The following is a 21,758-nucleotide window of genomic DNA, read 5'->3' as shown; positions in this document are numbered from 1 at the left end:
ACTGTTGGCACAGCTTAAGTGGTGGAGTAACCATGACAGATCAAATCAAAGAAAAACTGATTTATCAGCAGCAGGAGCATGACCTGGAGGAGTGCCCCTTCTTTCTCAAAGATGATGGCCGCGTGCGTCAGGTCAGCGGTGATGAGTTTGAAGACCCAAGCGGCTGGCTGCTCTCGACTGCGTGCTGGCGTCAGTATCAATCCTGGTGGGAGATAAAAGACGGCCGGTTATTTCTCAATCGCATAGACGGGCGATACAAACTGGTGGGTGACGAGCCGATATTTGCCGACTGGTTTACTGGTGAGCTGTCTATTCCAGCGGGTGAACTGCTTGATGCTAATTTTTGTGATGGCTTTTTCCTTGAATATTCACATCAACGCAGTTTTGGAATTGAAAAGGGCGTTGTGGTGCGTGATGTTTTAACAGAAACGACCGGGCACCTTTAATCAATCACGCGATTGACATTGAAAAGCCCTGGATAAACAGGCGGTGGTGAACGGTGATATGGAACGTTTGCGTCAGGCATCAACGGCAATGTGTTTGGTTCAGATGCAGTTATTGATGAAGGCGCGATAAAGTGGCAGTTTATGATTTCTGAAGTTTGTCTTTCTTTATTGGTTCATCATATTGTATTTGATTAGTGATTTTTTGTTCTTTCTACGCCGCTTTGTTATTCGATTTTATTTCTTTGCTTTCTTTTTTATGATTGATTAAGTCCGGTTTCTGAAAGTGTTTAAAAAATAGTTAATGAGGCTGGCTCTATAACCGATTGATGTGGTTGTAGATTGTTGGCTTTTCTTTTAGGTTTGTTGCATTGCCCTTTAGTTATTATATGAAATTTCCAAATATTTCATTATATGTTAATAAGCGTAGGTTTGTGTGTGGTTTGTCCGGTTTTAATGGCTGGTTTTATTCTTTGCTTTTGTTATCGGCTCAGTTAAATAAAATCGAACATTGTGTTTTTTACTGGTTGTAACTGGTTTTATTTGAGTTAAATTCAATGATTATTTGGTTTTGATTGCGCATTGGGTCTTTATAAAATCCCCACTATCAATTATAACTGTCGGATTATTTTGGTGACTAATATGCACATCTGGTGCGTTTTTTTGTTGCTTATATTTTGCGGGAATAGAGATGTTTGATTTTAAGAATATGCGAGTCAGAACCAAGCTGTTTTCAGGCTTTGGAACCGTAATACTGCTGGCGATGCTGGTTGCTGCCAACGGGATCTACAGCGGACAAAAACTGAGCCATTCAGTAGATATAGCCGATGATGTTAACCGTATGGTTAAGCTGATAAAAGAAGCCCGGATTAACGAAAAAAACTATATTATCCGGCAAACCGAGAGCTCGGTTACGTCTTTGAACAGCACAGTAGATGAGCTGATCAGCCTGGCAAAGCATACTCAGAAAGACATGCAGGATCCTGTCTCAGTCTCAGCTTTGGCTGAGATCATTGGAGCGACGGCTGAATACAAGAATGAATTTCAGACCGTAATTTCGGTCAGACGTCAACTGTCTGCATTGACTCTGAACATGCGTGAGAAAGCTGTGGAAGTGGAAGAGATGCTGGTTAAATCACGACAAAAAAAAGTAGCAGAATATGACTCACTTTTGCGTAGTGGTGCCGATTACGACATGGTTAACAATGCGGTCAACATCGTTATTGATGAAGCCGATATGATCCGCTGGATGCTGGAAGCGCGCCAGGCCGAGAAAAACTATATCATCTCTGGCGACAGGAAGTATGTCAGTGAGGTCGCCGGAGTTATTGAAAAAGTCCATAACAGTCTGAACTCGATGAAAAACAATAACGTAACATACGATGAACTCCAACAGTTCAGCAAGATATCTCTTGCTCTGACAGGCTATAAACGTGCTTTCGATAGCTATATCAGTCAGGAAATCAGATTTGATGCGGCTATTCAGAACATGTTGACACAGGCCCGGAATGCAGAAGATCTGATGAACCAGGCTCGTGAGGCAGAAAAAGCGGCCCTGAGTAAGGTGATGAGTGATGCTCAGTGGATCAGCAGCGTTCTGGCATTTCTGGCGATTGGTATTGGCTTGTCAGTCAGCCTGCTTATTATTCGTCAGATCATGGCTCCTCTGCAGCAGGCGGTTGGTATTACCAGGAAAGTTGCTGAGGGTGACTTAACGGTTGAAGTGAAAACAGACCGAAGCGATGAATTTGGTGAGTTGCTTCAGGCGATGGCGATCATGACCTCCTCTCTGCGTAATGTCCTTATGGAACTGACCAGCAGTATCAGCCAAATCACAACCGCGTCAGAAGAGTTATCGAGCGTCACCCTGCAAACCAGCCAGGGCGTGCAGACGCAGCGCGGTGACATTGAGCAGATCGCTGCTGCGATCACAGAGATGTCAGCTTCGACAAGCGAAGTCGCAGCACGTGCCCATGAAACCTCAGAAGCTGTTAAACAGTCTCATCAGGCTGCGCAACAATCCAATCAACTGGTGGAAGATACGGTTGCGGGAATGCACCAGCTGGAAGAGCGTACTGAGCACTCAGTGCAGGTAATTCAGCAGGTACGTAATCACAGCGAAGATATTGCAACAGTACTGGATGTGATCAAAAACATCGCTGATCAGACCAACCTGCTTGCACTGAATGCCGCGATTGAAGCGGCGCGCGCCGGTGAGTTTGGCCGTGGTTTTGCTGTTGTAGCAGATGAAGTTCGCGCCCTGGCACAGAAAACGCAGTCTTCAACTACTGAAATTGAAACCATGATTCTCAATCTTAAAGAAGGGGCTGTCACCGCAGTGGATGAAATGCACGCAAGCCAGACGATGGTTACAGATATGGTCGGCAGAGCAGACAAGGTTGACCAGGCGCTGGCGCTAATACTGAGAGAGCTCGAAAACATCAGTGATATGAGCATGCAGATCGCAACCGCTTCTCAGCAACAGAGCAGTGCTTCAGTGGAAGTTGATCACGGCGTCAATGCGGTGAAAGAGGTGGCTGATCAGACTGCTGTCGCATCAGAGCATACCTCTGGTTCCAGTGAAGAGCTGGCTCGTCTGGCAGAAAACCTTCAGGCGATGGTGCAACGTTTTAAGGTCGCGTAGTTTCACCAGTAAGCGCTGTCCGGGCCTGTTGGTTTGATGTTTATATGAGCAGCTGAACGGTTGCGTGTACGGTAACCCTTGTAGGGCTTCGCAGTTGGCGGTATGTATAGTGGAGTTTGCTGCTACAACTTCCAAAAGGAATCAGGTATGAACCCACTATTCAAACAACAATGCTACTTACTGGGTGAATGGCGAAGCGCGCCGGATACGATGACTATTACCAACCCGCTCAACGATGAGGTGATAGGCACAGTTCCGAACATGGGCGCCGGTGAAACCCGCGAAGTTATCGCAGGTGCTGAACAGGCGTTTAAGAGTTTTAAAAAACTCACGGCACAGGAGCGGGCTAATCTGCTGCGCCGCTGGTATGAGCTTATTGTAGCGCATACCGATGAGCTGGCCGCCATCATGACCACTGAGCAGGGTAAATCCTTTACCGAAGCCAAAGGTGAGGTCACTTACGCGGCCAGCTTTATTGAGTGGTTTGCTGAAGAAGCCCGCCGCACGTATGGCGATGTGATCCCAAGCCACAAGCCGGATGCACGTATTCTGGTGACCAAAGAGCCGATCGGCGTGGTAGCGGCGATTACACCGTGGAACTTCCCGGCTGCGATGATCACGCGTAAATGTGGCCCTGCGTTTGCAGCGGGTTGCCCGGTTATTCTCAAACCGGCTCCTGATACACCATTTACCGCGCTGGCGCTGGCGGCACTGGCCGAGCAGGCGGGTTTCCCGAAAGGTGTATTTAACGTCATTACCGGTGACGCGGTCGCGATCGGCGGAGAGCTTACGGCCAGTAAAGCGGTGCGCAAGGTCTCTTTTACCGGTTCAACCAATGTAGGCAAGATCCTGATGCGCCAGTCTGCAGACAGCATCAAAAAGCTCTCTCTTGAACTGGGTGGCAACGCGCCGTTTATCGTTTTTGATGACGCGGATATCGACGCAGCGGTAGAGGGGGCGATGATCGCCAAGTTCCGTAATGCGGGCCAGACCTGCGTATGTGCTAACCGCCTTTATATCCAGCGCGGAGTGTATGACGAGTTCTGCGAGAAGCTGGTGGCAAAAGTTTCTGCCCTGAAAGTGGGGGATGGCTTTGCGCCGGAAACCAACATCGGGCCTCTGATCAACGATGCGGCTGTCGCTAAGGTGGCCCAGCACGTGGAAGACGCCACAGCGAAAGGCGCGACAGTCGAATGCGGCGCACTGCCGGAGCCGGGCAGCCGTCTGGTTCAGCCTTTCGTGCTGAGCGGAATGACCGATGACATGCAGGTAGCGGTTGAGGAGACTTTTGGTCCGTTAGCCCCGCTGTTTGTTTTCGATGAGGAAGATGAGGTTATCGAACGCGCCAACGATACCGAGTTCGGCCTGGCGGCTTACCTGTACACCCGTTCACTGGCAAGAGCCTGGAAGGTCGGTGAAGCGCTGGAAACCGGGATTGTCGGGATTAATGAAGGGCTTATCTCTACCACGGTAGCGCCGTTTGGCGGCGTAAAAGAGTCCGGACTGGGGCGCGAGGGTTCGCACCTTGGTATGGATGATTTTATGGAGTGCAAATACATGTTGATGGGCGGGTTGTAAGCACCTGATTTATTTTTCAGTTCGTATTTTTGTTGCGGCATGCAGGCGAAAATATAGCCACTATACTTATAGTGTCTTCTATCACCGGAGGTTTGCAATGGAACTGAAAAATGAACGTGGCGAAATCGCCAGACTGGCAGACAACCTGACTCTTAAAGAGCTGGTCGATATGGGCTTCTCCGTGGACATTTGCGATGAGTCTTATGATCCTAAAGAGCATTGGGAAGTGAAAGGCGAAAAAAAAGGCCAGGGGGAATTTCCTGAAAACTAAGTCGTTTTAAATCAGGTCGCTATTATGAGAGAGGTCAGCATGGTTGCTGGCCTTTTTTGTGTCTGTCGCACATTTCTTTGCATTAGTGAAAAAGATGTTAATGGCTATGAATTATCTCACATTTTTTTTACGGATTATGGACCATGCTAGAAATACTGGTTCGTGGTGTGCGGTTCTCGGTTCGCGGGTTCCGGATACTTAACAGAGGATACCATTTGCTTAAACTGATCCGAAAAATGACCTGGAAGACGGGGTGGCGGGTAACCGCCAACTCAGAGTGACCTGCGTTTCTCATCTTCCTGTTATGAAAGGAGTCAGTTATGCCTATCAACAAAATCCGAAATATTGTTCTGTCCGGTCAGAGCGGTACCGGTAAGACAACGCTCATTGAGCGTATGCTGTTTGAATCTAACACCACCACCTCGCTCGGAAGTGTAGAGCAGGGCAACACAGTCACCGATTTCGATCCTCAGTCCATTCAGTATAACCACAGTATTGAAGCCACCCCGGCGGCGCTTGCCTGGGATAAAAAACGCCTTAATGTAATTGATACCCCGGGGCTGTCCGAGCTGATGGGGCGTACTTTCAGTGTCTACCCGGCAGCAGAAACGGCGGCGCTGGTTCTTGATGCTAACAGCGGAATTTCTCAGCTCTCTGACCGCCTGTATGCGTTTGCCAATGAGCAGCAGAAGTGTCAGATGATCATCGTGAACAAGATTGACCTTAACCCGGGCAAGATTCAGGCTCTGATGGCAGAGATCAGTGAGCACTTTGGTGACGCCTGTCTGCCGCTCAACCTGCCATCACCAGACGGCTCGGCAGTGGTCGATTGTTACTTTGAGCCTCAATATGATGAAGCCACCCTGTTCTCTGACGTGACTTCTGCTCATGAACAGCTGGTGGACCAGGTCATCGAGGTCGATGAAGAGCTGATGGAGCTTTACCTGGAGCAGGGCTCTGAGTTGTCTCCCAAGCAACTGCATGACCCGTTTGAAGAAGCACTTCGCACCGGGCACGTTGTTCCGGTCTGCTTTGTGTCCGCAGAGACGGGCGCAGGTGTTGAACTGTTACTGCGCACGTTTGCTGAGATCATGCCGTTGCCGTTTGAAGGCAATCCACCCCTGCTGGAGAAAGATGGCAAACAAATCCGGGTGGACTGTGAAACTCTGGAGCATACGGTAGCTCATGTGTACAAAGTCAGTGTCGACCCGTATATGGGCAAGCTGGCTTATATTCGCGTCTTCCAGGGCGAAATTAATGCGGGCAGTCAGCTTTATATTGGTGAGAACAACAAAGCGTTTAAAGTTGGCCACCTGTATCAGTTGCAGGGTAAAGAACGTATCGAGATTTCCAGCGCAAAAGCCGGTGATCTCTGCGTACTGGCAAAAGTTGATGACCTGGAGTTTGACTCAGTACTGCACGATTCGCACGATGAAGACGGGGTGAAAATGCACACCCTGGATCTGCAACCGTCGATGTACAGCCTGACTATCCGGCCGAAAAAACGGGGTGATGAGCAGAAGCTGTCTGAAGTTCTCAACCGGATCGCGGCAGAAGATCCGTCTCTTCGGGTGGAGCACCGCACCAGAACCAATGAAACCCTTCTCAGTGGTCAGGGTGAGTTCCACCTTAAGGTTGCCCTTGAGAAAATGGAGAATGTGTTCCAGCTCAGCGTAGATACCGATCAGCCAAGCGTGGAATATTTTGAAACCATCACCAAACCGGCCGAGGCTCAGTATCGCCACAAGAAACAGAGTGGCGGTGCCGGCCAGTTTGGTGAGGTTCACCTGAAAGTGCGTCCGCTTGAGCGTGGCGCCGGCTTTAAGTTCGTCAATAAAGTGGTGGGCGGTGCGATCCCGACTGCACTTATCTCGGCGGTAGAGAAAGGCATCGTCCAGGCACTGGAAGAGGGCGCAATTTCAGGTAACCCGCTTAAGGATCTTGAAGTAACGGTCTTTGACGGCAAGTACCACAGCGTGGATTCCAAAGAGATCGCGTTTGTGATCGCTGGTAAGAAAGCCTTTCTTGAAGCGGTGAACGAAGCCGGGCCAATTGTGCTTGAACCTATCGTGCAGATGGAATTGCATATTCCAACTGAGGCAGTAGGGGATGTGACCGGCGATTTGTCTGCCAACCGCGGCCTGATCGAAGGTACTCATCCGGAGTCAAACAGCTTTACCATGCTTAAAGCCAAGTCTCCGGTCAACGAGCTTCAGGACTACGCCCGCCGCCTGCGCGCCCTGACCGGCGGTGAAGGCAGCTTCAGCATGGCGCTGAGTCACTACGAGCCTGCGCCTCCTGCGGTGCAGAAGCGTGTTTGTCAGGAGGGAGTAGAGTAAAGCCCTGAAGCAGAACGAATCAGCCCCCGAAACCGGGGGCTTTTTTATGTGTTGAACTGATTACAGGTATTCAGCCAGCCACTCCAGCTGCACTTTCACCACAGATTCAAATTTCTCACCCTGGTAAACCTCGTAGTGGGTTGCTCCAGGCTCAACATGCAGTTTCTTGGGCTCTGCTGCGTTATCGAACAGGCGCTGAGATTCGCTCAGTGGGTTAACACCATCGTTTTCTGCCGCTACGATCAGCAGAGGCTGGGTCATTTTCGCCAGCGCATTAACCGGTTTGTGCTGCATGGTTTCCCAAACAGTCAGGAACGGGATTTTGATGCTCAGCGCCGGGAAGTCGTCTTTAAAGCTGTTAAAGAAGTCGACGGATTGCTCATCACTCAGAACTTTGGCGATAGGTACCATCATCTCTTTACCGGTTTTCGCTTTCTTATCGCGCATGCGCTCCAGGGTAGAGACAAACTTCTCTTTCTCTTCAGCAGACATTTCACCGGTAATCACGTTCTCGCCGTCAGCAAAAGTCAGCTGAGCCAGCACACATTTGACGGAGTCGTTTTCGCTCGCTGCGATGATCGCGTTAGCGCCACCAAATGAACTGCCCCACAGAGCGATACGGTCTGAGTCGATCTCCGGCTGCTGTTTTGCCCACTCAATTGCGGCGTGGATGTCTTCGATCTGCATGGCCGGTACCAGGCGGCCCTGCTCGCCTTCACTCTCACCAAAGCCACGGTAGTCAAAAGTCAGTGCAGCGTAACCTTCAGCGGCAAAGCGTTCAGCAAACGCCGGAAGCAGCAGCTCTTTAACACCGCAGAAACCATGACAAAGCAGTACCAGCGGAAGTGGACCCTGAGTTTTTTCCGGCAGGTACAGGTTTCCTTTAACTGAAAGCGAACATGAAGAAAAGCTAATGGAATTAATCATTTGTAATTGCTCTTGTTTTGTTGAACCGGAGGTTATACCGCATTTTTGTCTGTTAACTAGTCTGACCATTGCTGCAAAAAAACCGTTTCATTACTGTATCTGTTTCAGTAAAATCCGGCCTGTTTCTCATTTTTTGCTTGGATGTCGTTATGTATAAACTCATTGCCCTCGATATGGATGGCACGCTTCTTCACTCAGATAAAACCCTTTCTCAGCGTAACAAAGACGCGATTGATGCCGCGCGCGCTAAAGGTGTGAAAGTGGTGCTGGTTTCCGGCCGCCCGACTCCGGGTATGCAGCCTTACCTGGAACAGCTGGGAATGACAGATGAAGATGATCTGGTATTGAGCTATAACGCATCAGTGGTGCAGAAAGTGAAAAGCGGTGAAGTGGTTCGCAGCCGTATTCTGACCGGTGCTGATGCGAAAAACCTGGCCGGTGTGGCGCGTGACCTGAACGTACACATTCACGCTTTCAGCCAGTCCCAGGGGCTGATCACACCAAAGAACAGCACCTACACTCAGCTGGAAAGTGACATTAACCGTATGCCGGTAACCACAATGGACTTTACTGAACTGGCTGACGAAGAGCCGGTGATGAAGGTGATGATGATTGATGAGCCGGAAATTCTGAGCGAAGCGATTGGCAACATGCCGGATTACGTGACAGAAAAGTACACTGTAGTACAGAGCGCTCCGTACTTCCTGGAGTTTATGCGCCTTGGCAGTCATAAAGGTTCTGGTGTCGCTATGCTGGCTGAAATGATGGGCATCGATGCTTCTGAAGTGATTTGCATGGGTGATGCAGGTAACGACAAGCACATGCTGGAATACGCCGGTATGGGCATTGCGATGGGTAATGCGACTGATGAAATCAAAGCGGTAGCCAACTACATCACCGACAGCAATGATCAGGACGGCGTTGCGACGGCGATTGAGAAGTTTGTGCTGTCAGCGTAATGTCTGACTGACAAAGATGATGAAGCCGGGCAAATGCCCGGCTTCGTTTTATCAGCTGGTCTGGATTCGGGCCGGGCGGAGCCTGCGTATAACGCTGCTGCCCAGGTTCTTAATATCCTGCAGCATCAGGTACAGGCAGGGTACCAGTACGAGGGTGAGCAGGGTGGCGTAGAGCACCGCAAAGCCAAGACCTACCGCCATTGGGATCACGAATTTCGCCTGAAGGCTGGTTTCGAACATGATCGGCAGTACCCCCACAAAGGTAGTGATGGAAGTCAGGGTAATGGCCCGGAACCGGGCACAGCCAGCTTCGACTACGGCTTCTTTGATGTCAGCACCCCTGCGGCGGGCACCATTGACGTAATCGGTCATCACCAGCGAGTCATTGATAACCACACCAGCTGCTGCAATCAGGCCGAAGGTCGACATCATACTCAGGTCCAGGCCAAACAGCATGTGTCCCCAAATCGCCCCGGTCAGGGAGAAGGGGATCACCGACATGATGATCAGCGGCTGACTGTAACTGCGCAGTGGCACCGCAAGCAGAATGTAGACGATAAGCATACCGGCGGCGAAGAACATGATCTGCTCCTGACGCTGTTGCTGCTGCTCTTCAATCGTACCGCCGAGCTCGGTTTTGATCTGCGGGTACTTCTCTTTCAGCTCCGGCAGCAGCGTCTGCTCAATCCGCGCTACCACTTTATCCGGTTCAATAGTCTGCTCGTCAATGGAACCATAAACGTACACGGTACGATAGCCCCCTTCACGACGGATTTCGTTGATGCCTGGTTTTTGGATGATTTCCACTACATCGCCCAGCATCACCTGAGAGCCGGATGGGGTAGTGATCAGGGTGTGACGCAGTGATGCCATTGCTTCCCGGGTCAGTTTCGGATAGCGCACCATGACTTTGATTTCCTCGCCGTCACGAATGATACGCTGGGCCTCACCACCGTAGAAGCTGCCGCCGACCTGGCTGGCCACCGTTGCCAGATCCAGTCCCATATCGTAGGCGACCGGAGCCAGTTTCAGCTGCACTTCCCGGCTGCCGGTATCAATCGAGGAGCTGATATCGAACAGGCCATTTTGCTGCTGAAGCTGAGAGATGAAATAGCGCCCGGCTTCATTGAGCACGTCGAGATCCGGCCCGTAGAGCAGGTAACCGAACTCATCGTTTTTGCCGCCGCCGGTCACATCATCAATGATGGTCAGGGATTTCAGGCCGGGCAGGGCTGGCATGGCTTCACGCCAGCGCCTGGACAGCTCGAAGGTGTTGTAAGGACGAGCCTCTTCATCCACCAGTGGTGCGAACAACTGGCCTTTGGTCCGGCCCATGTTCATGGTCATCAGATCGCGGACCATCGGAGCGGAGTACTCTTCGAGCGTTTCTGCTTCGACCTGTTTTACCACCTGTTCAATTTTAAGCAGGGTATCGATGGTCTGCTGGTCAGAGACGTTACTGTTCATCTCAAAAGTTATGGCAGGAAAATCGTGTGGCACTTTAGGGTTGGGCACCATGCGCACAAAACCGGCCAGAACCATGGCGATGCTTATCATCAGCAGGCCAATGAACAGGGCGAATACACTCCAGCGCCAGTATGTACATTTTTCGATAAATCCCCGATAGCTGTGATTCACAAAGCGGAAGAAGCGGGTGTTGAACCGCGCCCGCCAGCTGCCGGGTTTGATAGGGGTAAAGTGGGTGTGCGCCAGGTGAGCAGGCAGAATGAGTTTGGACTCGATCAGGCTGAACACCAGACACAGAATAACCACGACAGCGATGCCGAAGAAGAACGCCTTTTCCGGCCCGGTGGAGAACACAAACGGGGCAAATACCGCGATGGTGGTCAGTACGCCGAACGTGGCTGGCGTTGCGACTTTTTGGACGCCGGTGACCACGTTACGCACCCCACCGCCGTGCCTTTCTATCTCGGTCCAGGCACTTTCTCCCATTACAATGGCGTCATCAACCACGATGCCCAGTACCATGATAAACGCGAACAGGGAGATAATGTTCAGGCTGATGCCAAACAGCGGCATCATCATCACTGCGCCAAGGAAGCAGACCGGCAGGCCAACCATTACCCACATCGCGAGCTTAAAGCGCAGGAAGATCCCCAGCATCAGCGCTACCAGAACCGAGCCCTGCAGCAGGTTGGTCAGCATCATATCCAGACGGGCATTGAGGTAGTGAGTCATGTCCATCAGGGTTTCCAGCTTAATGCCGTGGGGCAGGGTCTGGTTTCGCGCTTCGATATACTGATGAACAGTTTTGGCTACCGGCACCATGTTCTGGGTTTTGGTCGCTTTAACTGACAGGTACATCGCGTTATTGCCGGAGTACTTAAAGTAACGCTCACCTTCAGTAAAGCCATCTTTGATGGTAGCGATGTCTTTAAGCAGCACTTTGGAGCCGTTAGCGCCCAGCTTCACCGGGATCTGGCGGAACTCCTCGCCGTCATAATACTGGTTTTCAATCCGCACCGAGATGATGCCGCTGGCAGTACGGATCTGACCGGCGGAGAAGTTAGCGGAATAGCGTTGCACTGCCTGGGATACCTGACTCAGCGTCAGGCCGTAGGTGCGCAGATCATCCGGGTGGATCTCAATCGCGATTTCATCGCTGGGGGCACTGAGCTCAACCAGGGAGACATTGCTCAGCTGCAGCAGCTCTTTCTCAATCTTTTTCGCCAGCGGTTTGAGTTCGGTCAGCGGCCGGTCTCCGGTCAGCACCATGCCAATCACGTCCTGACGCCATTCTATCTGGCGGACTTTGATCGGCTCCATCGCTGCCGGGAAGCTGGCAATGCCATCGACCCGCTGTTTGACTTTATCCAGCACATTCTGCAGGTCAGCTTTGGTGTCGATCTCCAGCGATATTTCGCCTCCGCCCCGGTAGGCGGTGGACACGGCTTTCTTGATCTCGGTGATGTCTTTGATGTTCTCTTCAACCTTGATCAGAATACTCTGCTCAATCTCCTGAGCGGATACCCCGGGATAGGTTGCTGAGACCTGAATGTAGTTGATCTCAAAATTCGGGAACATCTGGCGCTGAATCAGCGCGTAGCTGATGATCCCCATGATGATGATAAAAAACATCAGCAGGTTGGCTGCCACTGAGTTGTTGGCAAACCAGGCGATAGGGCCCCGCTGAGGCTGGTTTTGCTCCCTCATAGCGCGTCACCTGTTTCAGTTTTTTCTGCCTGTTCAGACTCGCTGATCAGTTCGACTTTCATGCCCGGCTGCGGGTATTCAGGCACGGTTGTGACCAGCATGTCACCCTCGCTGAGACCTTCGCTGATGTAGAAGTAACGGCCTTCTTCACGGGCAATGGTCACCGGTACAACTTTAAGCGTATTGTCCGGGTTCATAAGCCATACGCGGTTGTTTTTCACCAGTTCCTGAGGCAGGCGGAACACCTGTTTCAATGTGGTTCCGTGGAAGCGTACTTCCAGGTAAGAGCCGAAATGCATTGATGGCTGTGCGCTGTCCAGACCATAAGGGTCTTTAATGCGGGCGACCAGGTTCACCATCCGGGTGGCGCTGTCTACGATACCGAGATCGCGTTCAATATGGGCTTCACGGCTCAGAGAGCGGGTGCTGCGCTGAGTCACCATTGCCGGAACGCCTTTGACATTTTGTGGCAGGAAGCGGCTGTCGAAGCCGGCGATAGGGAACATCACTTCGGCACTTTCAATATTGTTCAGGCGGGCCACCTCGGCACCGGCAGTGACAAACTGGCCCTGACCCAAATCGCGGGAAATCACCAGCGCGTCGTACGGTGCGATGATGTTGCAGTTATCCAGATCGCGTTTGGCGCGTTTAAGTGCCGCCTGGGCAGACTTCAGCTGTGCCTGGGCGCTGAGCAGCTGGGGTTTTCTCAGGTACAGGTCGGTGACCTGGTCTTTGTTCAGGCTGCGGGCCTGACGTTCGGCGACTTTGGCGCGGGCGCGTTCTTCAATCAGCGCCGCTTCTGCCTGGGCCACCGCGGCCTGAGCCTGAAGCACCGCCGCTTCGTAGTTATCGGACTCTACAGAAAACAGCACCTCCCCACGCTTTACGATGCCGCCCGGAACAAAGTTGGGATGCCAGGCTTTGACTTCGCCTGAAACCTGAGCTGCGACTGAGGTGGTCTCCAGTGGTTTGAGCTCACCGTAGCTGGTGATGATCACCTGATGGTCAGCGGCGCTGAGTGGCGCAGCATTGATTTTGGGCGTGCTACTGACCGGCTTGGTGGCTTCGGTTTCCGGTCCATTTGCCTTCACGGTGTAAAAGCCAAATCCGGCCACAATCAGAATGGCGAATGGAGCCAGCCAGCGGAGAATACGAGTCTTCATCTGTGAGTCCCTGAATATATGATGACGGGCTCCATTCTAGGGTAAATATAATTGATATTCCTGACATTTCTTGCTGTTTTGCTGTCAGACTCATTTTCGCGACAAAGATATTAATGACATGCGTCTGAACGGTAAAATATTGGTAAAAATGTCGCTGGGTACTTATCAATCTGTGAATAATGAGTAAGATGAACCTTTGCTTTCTGCAAACGTTTTTATTCGCTCTGGAACGGATTATGACAACTCAATTTTTTATGCGGATGACTAATGTCATTCAGGATTACGCATGGGGCAGTGTGGATTCCATTTCCCGTCTTTTTGGTATCACTAACCCGGAAAACAAACCACAGGCAGAGATCTGGATGGGCGCACACCCGAATGGTTGCTCTCAGGCTCTGACCTCAAAAGGGTTGGTCCGTCTCGACCAACTGATTGAATCTCACCCTCTGGTATTGGGTGAAGGCGTTGGTGACAAGTTTGGCGGCCTGCCTTATCTGTTCAAGGTACTGGCGGCTGAAAAGGCGCTTTCCATTCAGGTTCACCCGAGCAAACAGCAGGCGGAAGCCGGCTTTGCCCGTGAAGAAGAGCAGGGTGTTCCGCTTTCTGCTGGTCACCGTAATTACAAAGATCCTAATCACAAACCAGAACTGGTTTACGCGCTGACGCCGTATCAGGCCATGAATGGTTTCCGTTCTTATGCTGAAATTCTGGATAACTTCCAGTCTCTGGATATCGCAGAGCTGGACAGCATGATCGAGGAATTTGCCATCAACCAGAACGCTCAGGGGCTGGAGACTTTCTTTGTTTCCCTGCTCAAACTTTCCGGCATTGATAAAGACTCAGCGCTGGAGCAGCTGCTGGCGTATGCGGACAAGCGCAAAGATGAAGAGACGTTTGCCCTTATTCTGGACCTGAAAGATCAGTATCAGGGCGACATTGGCCTGTTTTCGCCTCTGTTCCTGCACGTACTGACGCTCGAACCTGGCCAGGCTATGTTCCTGGATGCCTGCACCCCGCACGCTTACATCAAAGGTACCGGCCTTGAGATCATGGCGAACTCAGACAACGTGCTGCGCGCGGGCCTGACGCCCAAACACATGGACATCGAAGAGCTGGCAGCGTGCACCCTGTTTGAACCAAAACCGGCTGAATCACTGCTGACCACCCCTGAAGTTGAGGGCGCTGCAGAGCACTTCCCGGTTCCTGTGGCTGATTTTAAGTTCAGCGTATATCAGGCAGCGCAGGGTGCTTCGGTTAAAGCCGTAACAGCGGAGATCATTCTGGCTGTTGATGCACCGATGACCCTGACTCACGCTAACGGTGAATCGCTGGAGATTGAGAAAGGACACTCTGCCTTTGTCAGCGCAGAAGCAGGCGAATATCAGGTGAAAGGCGAAGGCCGTTTTGCCCGCGCTTATTGCTGACGTTTATTGCATTGCGTCAAGGCAGCACAATATTTCAAGGTCGCATAAATACAGTCCCTGTAGCTTGAACCTGCCATCCCTGGCAGGAACACCTTGAAATCTTGCACTCCCTTGCCGCTACAGACCTTAAGTAAGATGGTTTGTTCGTAATACTGAGCTCCGGTTAGTCCGGAGCTTTTTTATACTTGCTAAAAAGTACGATCGTGCTAATAATGATCGTTACCCATGACAACCGGCGGTAAAAAGTGGCAGGAAAAGGCAGACTGACCAGGGAGATGATCCTCGGTAAAGCATTTGAAATCGCCAGCGAAAATGGCCTTGGCAGCCTGACGATAGGCGAACTTGCCAAGCAGTGCGGCATGTCCAAAAGCGGCCTGTTTGCGCATTTTAACTCCAAAGAAAACCTTCAGATAGGTGTGCTGGAGCAGGCTAATCAGGTGTTTATTCAGCGGGTGATCAGCCCGGCCCGGGAGAGTGATTTTGCTTCTGCTGAAGAGAAGATCCGGCGTCTGCTGACTAACTGGCTCAACTGGAATCACTCTTATCAGGGAAGCTGCATGTTTCTTGATGCCTGGAAAGATGGTTCCTGCGAAGATTCTCCGGTGCAGCAGAAGCTGAAACAGATCATTGCGGTATGGCTCGACTATCTGACGATTCAGGTAAGTAAGGGCCAGCAGCAGGGAGAATTTGACCCTGCGATGGACGCGCGTCAGGCAACGTTTGAGTTGTATGGCCTGTATTTGAGCGCGCAGCTCTACAGCTCCATCGACGGAGAAGAGACAAGTAAACGCCATTTCTGGCAGGGCACAGACGCAATTTTTGCCCGCTGGAAAATGCGGTAATTTCAGGGCGGGAGCCGTGGTATAAGCCCGGCTTCCGTTTTTAACCGAATTAAAAAGCACGCTCGTTCTATTATGAGCAGGGACAAAACAATGAGTGAGAAGATCTACTTCAACACATCGAACAAATTCAGTATCAAACGCAGCCTGATGGGCCTTTCAACCGGCCTCCATCATCTGCTGGCCCCGGCCCACGCGAAGAAGACTGCGCGTAAGTTGCTGCTTACACCTGCGAGAATGGAACCCAAAAACCCTCAGCCAGAGCAGATGGTAGTAGGTAAGGTAGAGAGCCGTGAGGGCGAGCTGACGACTTATCGTCTTGGCAGCGGCCCGGTATGGCTGCTGACCCACGGCTGGTCAGGCAGTGCTAACCAGTACATTCCGCTGATGGAACACATCGCCGCCAGCGGCTTTACCGCCCTGGCATACGACCACCCGGCGCACGGCACCAGCCAGGGCGCTTATGGCTCCATTCCGGGCTTTGTCTGTGGCCTTGAAGCCATCATCGACAGCGTAGAAGAGCCGATTGCCGGTGTGATTGCTCACAGTATGGGCACTGCCTCTGCTATCGAGTGCCGCCACGCAAGAATCGCTGACGTGCCAATGTTGCTTATCGCCCCGGTGCTCGATTATCTGGATAACCTGTTTGGCAGTATCAAACGCTCAGGCTACTCAATGCGCCTGTTCCGTGCGGTGGTATCTGAGCTGGAAGAGCAGTATCACTACCCGCTTCACAGCGTCGATCCTTATGGAAAACTGGCACAGCGAAAAGCGCCGACTATTATCGTTCACGATGAGCAGGATAAGTTCACCCGCTTTGATGTGTCCGAAAGGGCTGCGCAGGAGATGCCGGCAGTGGAACTGGTTGCCACTCAGGGGCAGGGCCACGGCAGGGTGATGAAGTGTGCTCAGGTGATGGCGGCGTTTGACCGGTTGGCGGGGTAGTTTGTCAGGTACGGAGCCAGACATTAACGCCTGTATGTATTCCCACGGAGACCGTGGTAACAATGAATAGTCACATATTGCGCTTTATTTTCAGTGGGTTGCTGTCGCTTAGGGAACACGACGCGTGTGCAGAAGATTCTGAATCAAGTTCAGAATGACACGTCTGTTATGGACAGAAAGTCAGTACGACGATAGTGTCATCGCGTGGGAGACCAGGAAATGATGTATTACCAGTAACAAATACTGCGGTCATCCTGAACGCGCTCCCGTTAACATTCCGCTCTCTCATCAGGTAAAGCGCGATTCAGGATCTGCTCACAGCACGGGTATAGTTTATTTCGCGGCAGCGACTGCGCCGTAGTTACAGCGATTTCTTTTCTCCAACACGTCAGAAATCTGTTACAACACAATCGGCACCCAAAATAAAACATTAATCCTTCTGTAATTTCCCTGAAATCTGCACCACCTACTTTGTCTCCCCATAAAAAAGGCATATCAGCCCAATACATAAAGTCAGACAAAGGAAAGTAGAGTGAAGTTATTTAATACTGATGACCAGCGTCCGCTGGATTCTGAACCTGAGTTCAACCGTTTTGTTGATGCGGCGATGTCGCGGCGTAAGTTTTTAAAAGCGACCGGCGCTGCAGGTACCGTTGGGTTCTTTGCTGCCAGCCCGGTTGGGCTGGCGGTAGCAAAAAGCATGGCGACCCGTTCACCGCTGCTGGGTTTTGATGCGATAGCGGCATCAACCGCCGATTCGGTAGAAGTACCGGCGGGCTATCAGGCGGATGTCCTGATCTCCTGGGGTGACCCTGTGCTGAAAAGCGCACCATCGTTCAGCCAGAGTAATGACGCTTATGCTCAGGAGCGTCAGTTTGGTGATAACAACGATGGCATGACGTTTTATCTGTTGTCTGACGATCGCGCTGTACTGGCGGTCAACAACGAATACACCAACAACGAGTACCTGTACTCTCACCAGGGCGACAAAATCAGCGCCGCTGATGTGCGTAAAGCGCAGGCGGCTCACGGCGTGTCGATTATTGAGCTGAAAAAGGTCAACGGTAAATGGCAAACCAATGTGGACGGACGCCTCAACCGCCGTATTACCGCATACAGCGAAATGGAAATGACCGGCCCGGCGACCGGACACGAGCTGCTGAAAACCAGCCAGGACCCATCCGGAAGGAAGATTCTGGGCACGTTCAACAACTGTGCCAACGGTATGACGCCGTGGGGCACCTACCTGACCTGCGAAGAGAACTTCAATGGTTATTTCGGTGCGACGAAGAAAGCAGAGCTGGGTGAAACGTACAAACGATACGGCCTGACAGAAGACGACAGTGGTTATGACTGGTACAAACATGACGAACGTTTCGATATGTCGAAGCACCCAAACGAGCCGCACCGCTTTGGCTGGGTAGTGGAAATAGATCCGATGAACCCGGCTTCAACACCGAAAAAACGCAGTGCGCTGGGCCGTTTTAAGCATGAGAATGCAGCGCTGACGGTGAACGGTGACGGTCACGTGGTGGTTTACCTGGGTGATGATGAGCGTGGTGAGCACCTGTACCGTTTTGTTTCAAAGAATAAGTACATTCCGGGGGCGGACTCTAACCGGGATCTGCTTGAAGAGGGCACGCTGTATGTGGCTAAGCTTACCGGCACTGAGGGCGAGATCAGTGGCCAGGGTGAGTGGCTTGAGCTGACCTGGGGCAAAAATGGCCTGACACCGGAAAATGGCTTTAAAGATCAGGCCTCAGTTCTGATATTTGCCCGCGAAGCGGCGACCCAGGTTGGCGCGACGACCATGGACCGCCCTGAGTGGGTCGCGGTGCATCCGGACAACATGTCAGTCTTTTGTACCCTGACTAACAATAAGTATCGCGGTGTCAAAGAGACGCAGCCTCTTAATCCGGCAAACCCGCGTACAAAAAATCCGTATGGCCATATTATCCGCTGGCGTCCGGTGTCGGGTAACCACACCCAGGATACCTTTGAGTGGGATATTTATGTCATGGCCGGGAACCCGGAAGTCCATGAGGGGCTGATGGCAGGCACGGCTAACATCAACAAAGACAACATGTTCAACAGCCCGGATGGCATCGGTTTTGATATGGCTGGCCGCCTGTGGATCCAGACTGACGGTAAGTACAGCAACGAAGGGGACTTTGCCGGAATGGGCAACAACCAGATGTTGTGCAGTGACCCGGAAACCGGGGAGATCCGCCGCTTTATGACCGGGCCGGTGGCCTGTGAGATCACCGGCCTGACTTTTTCGCCGGACTATAAAACCATGTTTGTCGGTATTCAGCACCCGGGGGAAGAGCTGGCGCCTTCGCACTTCCCTGACGGCGGGAACAAAATGCCGCGTTCATCGGTGATGATGATCACCCGTAAAGATGGCGGCGTGATTGGCGCATAATCGCTCCGCAGTCACTTTGAGGCGGCCTGGGCGCCGCCTTTTTCAAAAATATTTTGAAAATCATTCAATCTTCCTCCTGTTTTTCTAACCCGAACAACTCATTACATTAGTCGCCAGACAACAAAACCGGAGAAAAAGATGAGTATTGTTCAGGCCGCACAGTCACGTTATTCAACCAAGGCATTTGATCCAAACCGTAAGCTGAGTGAGAGCCAGGTCGCGGAACTTAAAGAGCTGGTGCGCATGAGCGCATCGAGTGTTAACTCTCAGCCGTGGCACTTTATTCTGGCGGGCAGTGAGGAAGGCAAACAACGAATCGCCAAAGCGACCCAGGGTGTGTTTCAGTTCAACGAAAGCAAAGTGCTCGATGCGTCGCACGTGATGGTCTTCTGTGCCAAAACAGCAATTGATGAAGAGTATCTGCTGACCCTTCTTGAGCAGGAAGACAAAGATGGCCGTTTTGCTGACGAAGAAGTGAAGCAGGGCCAGCACGGTGGGCGTTCTTATTTCGTCAATATGCACCGCTTCGATCTGAAAGATGAAAAACACTGGATGGAGAAGCAGGTCTACCTGAATATTGGTACGTTATTGCTCGGTGCTGGTGCGATGGGGATTGACGCGCTGCCAATGGAGGGCTTTGATGCCAGGGCACTGGATGAAGAGTTTGGCCTGCGTGAAAAAGGGCTGACAGCTGTGGCGGTTGTGCCGCTGGGTTTTCATGCTGAAGAAGACTTTAATGCGAAGCTGCCGAAATCCCGCTTCCCGATGGAAACGGTGTTTACAGAAGTATGATCCATACAATCGCAGAGATAAAAGCTAACCCAGGCTGTGAGCAGGCTCTTGAGAGTCTGCTGAGTGAGCTTCTGGAGCCCACCCGTAGTGAAGAGGGCTGTTGCCAGTATGAGCTGTATGCTGACAGCTCAATCCCGGGGTTGTTCCTGATGCAGGAGATATGGTGTTCTCAGCAGAGTCTGGACGCGCACATTGCCAGTGAGCACTTTACCCGCTTTCAGAAACTGAGCGATGAGCAGCAGCTGGTGGAGTATTTGCAAATCCGCCCGTTACGCTTTGTTGGCTGAACATTTGGCTTCAATGGCTGCCAGTACCGCTTTACGCTGCTGGCAGCATTTTTCCCTCAGAAACTCCTGAAACTTGCGGATGGTCGGGGTGATCATTCGGCGGTCGGCGCAGACCGAATAGAGCGGAGCCATGCCGCCATGCCAGTGTGGCAGTACCCTCATCAGCCTGCCTTCGATGATGTCCTGGCTGACATCCATCATCGATTTGGCGGCAATCCCTTTTCCTTTTACCGCCAGTTGCCGAAGCACTTCACCGTCATTGGTACCAGGATTGCCCGATACCAGCAGGGTTTCAGTGGCATCGTTGTGCTTCATTACCCACTTGTTTTCGAAATTTCCCGAGCGCATATAGCACAGGCAGTTGTGACTGAGCAGATCCTGAGGATGTTCAATCAGCGGATGGTTTGCGAGGTACTCCGGTGAGGCGCACAGCACCCACTCGTTGGCGTTACACAGCGGAATGGCAACCAGACCGGAGTCGGCTGGCTCCCCATAACGAATCGCCAGATCAATCGGCTGGCTGTACATATCGGCCAGTTGGTCAGACAGCTCCAGCTTGATTTTGACTTTCGGGTGGAGCGCAATGAACTCGTTTATCCAGTCCAGTACCAGATTGCGGCCCAGATCAGACGGGGCGGAGATATGGATCTTTCCGGCCAGTTCACCACGGGTTTCACTGATTTCATCCAGCCCGGACTGAAGGGTATCCAGCGCCTGTTCGGTTTTGCCAAGGAACAGTTCGCCTTCGTTGGTCAGTCTCAGGCTGCGGGTTGAGCGGACAAACAGCGGGAAGCCGATTTGCTCTTCAAGACGTTTGATGGCAGCGCTCACAGCGGCCGGAGTCAGGCCCAGCGAATCTGCGGCTTTGGAGAAGCTCCCCTGACGGGCGGTTTCGGTAAAAATTCTCAGGTCATTGAGTGCTTTCATCAGTAACTGACCTTACCGCGCATGGCTTTGGTCTGGCCGCGCTGGGTTTTCTTGTCCATCCGTTTTGCCTGAGAGGAACGGGTCGGTTTGGTGGCCCGGCGGGCTTTCTGCACTTTGGTAACAGAGCGGATGAGCTCGGCCAGACGCTCCAGCGCATCTTCCCGGTTCTGTTCCTGAGTACGGTACTGCTGGGCCTTGATGACGATCACGCCCTCTTTGGTGATCCGGCTGTCTTTGAGTGCCAACAGGCGCTCTTTGTAGAAGTCGGGCAGGGTGGAGTGCTGAATATCAAAGCGCAGATGGATCGCGCTGGAGACCTTATTGACGTTCTGTCCGCCTGCGCCCTGGGCGCGGATCGCGGTGAGCTGGATTTCCCAGTCTGCGATGGAAACGTTGTTAGAGATAAACAGGGGCATAATCAATTCCACAATAGGGCCGGAAAAAAACGCCTTTATGATAGGCCAAAATGCCATTTGGATCTGCCTTTTAGCCAAAACTGGCGACGCGTCACACCAAAACGCTGTCTGCTGTTCATACTGATGAGGTTTGTGCGGTGTACAAAAGGAGAGGGTAATGAGAGCGATAGCCGTGATATTGGGTCTGATGTTTCTTGCCGGATGC

17 protein-coding genes are annotated in these 21,758 nt (G+C 51.9%); 12 read left to right on the top strand and 5 right to left on the bottom strand.

All coding sequences use genetic code 11. From position 1 onward, the window contains the following. The first annotated feature begins 32 nt into the window (after positions 1–32). The 5 genes from ACVB80_RS17640 (at position 33) to fusA (ending at position 7,275) form a co-directional block, all read left to right on the top strand. Positions 33–446: a hypothetical protein gene (locus tag ACVB80_RS17640; protein WP_481082604.1), complete on the top strand. Its 414-nt coding sequence runs from the start codon at positions 33–35 to the stop codon at positions 444–446. Between the two features lie 688 nt (positions 447–1,134). Next, complete coding sequence (locus ACVB80_RS17635) at positions 1,135–3,087, top strand: methyl-accepting chemotaxis protein (protein WP_481082603.1); 1,953 nt, start codon at positions 1,135–1,137, stop codon at positions 3,085–3,087. Between the two features lie 147 nt (positions 3,088–3,234). Next, on the top strand, positions 3,235–4,665 hold the full coding sequence (locus ACVB80_RS17630; RefSeq protein WP_481082602.1) for an NAD-dependent succinate-semialdehyde dehydrogenase: 1,431 nt from the start codon (positions 3,235–3,237) through the stop codon (positions 4,663–4,665). Positions 4,666–4,762: 97 nt separating this feature from the next. Next, positions 4,763–4,936 (top strand): hypothetical protein, encoded by a 174-nt coding sequence (locus tag ACVB80_RS17625; RefSeq protein ID WP_481082601.1) that lies wholly within the window; start codon positions 4,763–4,765, stop codon positions 4,934–4,936. Between the two features lie 320 nt (positions 4,937–5,256). Further along, on the top strand, positions 5,257–7,275 hold the full coding sequence (gene fusA / locus ACVB80_RS17620; protein ID WP_481082600.1) for an elongation factor G: 2,019 nt from the start codon (positions 5,257–5,259) through the stop codon (positions 7,273–7,275). Positions 7,276–7,335: 60 nt separating this feature from the next. On the opposite strand, the gene uilS is transcribed toward fusA, so the two are convergent. After that, positions 7,336–8,202, bottom strand: a complete 867-nt coding sequence (gene uilS / locus ACVB80_RS17615; RefSeq protein WP_481082599.1) for a UilS family quorum-quenching N-acyl-homoserine lactonase — start codon at positions 8,200–8,202, stop codon at positions 7,336–7,338. A gap of 149 nt (positions 8,203–8,351) precedes the next feature. On the opposite strand from uilS, the gene yidA reads away from it, so the two are divergent. Beyond that, positions 8,352–9,161 (top strand): sugar-phosphatase, encoded by an 810-nt coding sequence (gene yidA, locus ACVB80_RS17610; RefSeq protein ID WP_481082598.1) that lies wholly within the window; start codon positions 8,352–8,354, stop codon positions 9,159–9,161. A 51-nt stretch (positions 9,162–9,212) separates the two neighbouring features. On the opposite strand, the gene ACVB80_RS17605 is transcribed toward yidA, so the two are convergent. Both ACVB80_RS17605 and ACVB80_RS17600 read right to left on the bottom strand, forming a co-directional pair. Continuing rightward, positions 9,213–12,335 (bottom strand): efflux RND transporter permease subunit, encoded by a 3,123-nt coding sequence (locus tag ACVB80_RS17605; RefSeq protein WP_481082597.1) that lies wholly within the window; start codon positions 12,333–12,335, stop codon positions 9,213–9,215. After that, positions 12,332–13,498 carry an efflux RND transporter periplasmic adaptor subunit gene (locus ACVB80_RS17600; protein ID WP_481082596.1) on the bottom strand — a complete coding sequence of 389 codons (1,167 nt, stop codon included), beginning with the start codon at positions 13,496–13,498 and terminating at the stop codon, positions 12,332–12,334. The genes ACVB80_RS17605 and ACVB80_RS17600 overlap by 4 nt, the downstream gene beginning before the upstream one ends. Positions 13,499–13,734: 236 nt before the next feature. Here ACVB80_RS17600 and manA point away from each other — a divergent pair, with 236 nt between their 5' ends. From manA to ACVB80_RS17570, 6 genes are all read left to right on the top strand, one after another. Next, positions 13,735–14,922: a mannose-6-phosphate isomerase, class I gene (manA, locus tag ACVB80_RS17595; protein ID WP_481082595.1), complete on the top strand. Its 1,188-nt coding sequence runs from the start codon at positions 13,735–13,737 to the stop codon at positions 14,920–14,922. 275 nt (positions 14,923–15,197) lie between these two features. After that, the gene (locus tag ACVB80_RS17590) at positions 15,198–15,764 is read left to right on the top strand and encodes a TetR/AcrR family transcriptional regulator (protein WP_481082619.1); all 567 of its coding nucleotides are present in this window, start codon (positions 15,198–15,200) and stop codon (positions 15,762–15,764) included. 90 nt (positions 15,765–15,854) lie between these two features. Continuing rightward, positions 15,855–16,706, top strand: a complete 852-nt coding sequence (locus tag ACVB80_RS17585) for an alpha/beta fold hydrolase (RefSeq protein WP_481082594.1) — start codon at positions 15,855–15,857, stop codon at positions 16,704–16,706. A gap of 607 nt (positions 16,707–17,313) precedes the next feature. Then, a complete protein-coding gene (locus ACVB80_RS17580; protein ID WP_481082618.1) occupies positions 17,314–19,131 on the top strand; it encodes a PhoX family protein in 1,818 nt (605 codons plus the stop codon). A 138-nt stretch (positions 19,132–19,269) separates the two neighbouring features. Then, a complete protein-coding gene (nfsB, locus tag ACVB80_RS17575) occupies positions 19,270–19,923 on the top strand; it encodes an oxygen-insensitive NAD(P)H nitroreductase (RefSeq protein WP_481082593.1) in 654 nt (217 codons plus the stop codon). After that, positions 19,920–20,210 carry a putative quinol monooxygenase gene (locus ACVB80_RS17570; protein WP_481082592.1) on the top strand — a complete coding sequence of 97 codons (291 nt, stop codon included), beginning with the start codon at positions 19,920–19,922 and terminating at the stop codon, positions 20,208–20,210. Before nfsB ends, ACVB80_RS17570 begins: the two co-directional genes overlap by 4 nt. Here ACVB80_RS17570 and ACVB80_RS17565 read toward each other — a convergent pair. Both ACVB80_RS17565 and arfB read right to left on the bottom strand, forming a co-directional pair. After that, on the bottom strand, positions 20,193–21,137 hold the full coding sequence (locus tag ACVB80_RS17565; protein ID WP_481082591.1) for a LysR family transcriptional regulator: 945 nt from the start codon (positions 21,135–21,137) through the stop codon (positions 20,193–20,195). The two genes, ACVB80_RS17570 and ACVB80_RS17565, sit on opposite strands and share 18 nt — an antisense overlap. Continuing rightward, positions 21,137–21,553, bottom strand: a complete 417-nt coding sequence (arfB, locus tag ACVB80_RS17560; protein ID WP_481082590.1) for an alternative ribosome rescue aminoacyl-tRNA hydrolase ArfB — start codon at positions 21,551–21,553, stop codon at positions 21,137–21,139. The genes ACVB80_RS17565 and arfB overlap by 1 nt, the downstream gene beginning before the upstream one ends. Between the last annotated feature and the right edge of the window lie 205 nt (positions 21,554–21,758).

The sequence above is a fragment of the Vibrio sp. 9-16B-A1 genome, from assembly GCF_056726165.1.
Note: the sequence above shows the minus strand (reverse complement) of the source record. Positions and strands in the feature narration are given on the sequence as shown.

Coding starts and splice junctions, on each gene's coding strand:
- ACVB80_RS17585 (WP_481082594.1), top strand. CDS start 15,855: ATGAGTGAGAAGATCTACTTCAACACATCGAACAAATTCAGTATCAAA.
- arfB (WP_481082590.1), bottom strand. CDS start 21,553: ATGCCCCTGTTTATCTCTAACAACGTTTCCATCGCAGACTGGGAAATC.
- ACVB80_RS17635 (WP_481082603.1), top strand. CDS start 1,135: ATGTTTGATTTTAAGAATATGCGAGTCAGAACCAAGCTGTTTTCAGGC.
- ACVB80_RS17630 (WP_481082602.1), top strand. CDS start 3,235: ATGAACCCACTATTCAAACAACAATGCTACTTACTGGGTGAATGGCGA.
- ACVB80_RS17590 (WP_481082619.1), top strand. CDS start 15,198: ATGATCCTCGGTAAAGCATTTGAAATCGCCAGCGAAAATGGCCTTGGC.
- yidA (WP_481082598.1), top strand. CDS start 8,352: ATGTATAAACTCATTGCCCTCGATATGGATGGCACGCTTCTTCACTCA.
- uilS (WP_481082599.1), bottom strand. CDS start 8,202: ATGATTAATTCCATTAGCTTTTCTTCATGTTCGCTTTCAGTTAAAGGA.
- ACVB80_RS17565 (WP_481082591.1), bottom strand. CDS start 21,137: ATGAAAGCACTCAATGACCTGAGAATTTTTACCGAAACCGCCCGTCAG.
- fusA (WP_481082600.1), top strand. CDS start 5,257: ATGCCTATCAACAAAATCCGAAATATTGTTCTGTCCGGTCAGAGCGGT.
- ACVB80_RS17580 (WP_481082618.1), top strand. CDS start 17,314: ATGTCGCGGCGTAAGTTTTTAAAAGCGACCGGCGCTGCAGGTACCGTT.
- nfsB (WP_481082593.1), top strand. CDS start 19,270: ATGAGTATTGTTCAGGCCGCACAGTCACGTTATTCAACCAAGGCATTT.
- ACVB80_RS17605 (WP_481082597.1), bottom strand. CDS start 12,335: ATGAGGGAGCAAAACCAGCCTCAGCGGGGCCCTATCGCCTGGTTTGCC.
- manA (WP_481082595.1), top strand. CDS start 13,735: ATGACAACTCAATTTTTTATGCGGATGACTAATGTCATTCAGGATTAC.
- ACVB80_RS17600 (WP_481082596.1), bottom strand. CDS start 13,498: ATGAAGACTCGTATTCTCCGCTGGCTGGCTCCATTCGCCATTCTGATT.
- ACVB80_RS17640 (WP_481082604.1), top strand. CDS start 33: ATGACAGATCAAATCAAAGAAAAACTGATTTATCAGCAGCAGGAGCAT.
- ACVB80_RS17625 (WP_481082601.1), top strand. CDS start 4,763: ATGGAACTGAAAAATGAACGTGGCGAAATCGCCAGACTGGCAGACAAC.
- ACVB80_RS17570 (WP_481082592.1), top strand. CDS start 19,920: ATGATCCATACAATCGCAGAGATAAAAGCTAACCCAGGCTGTGAGCAG.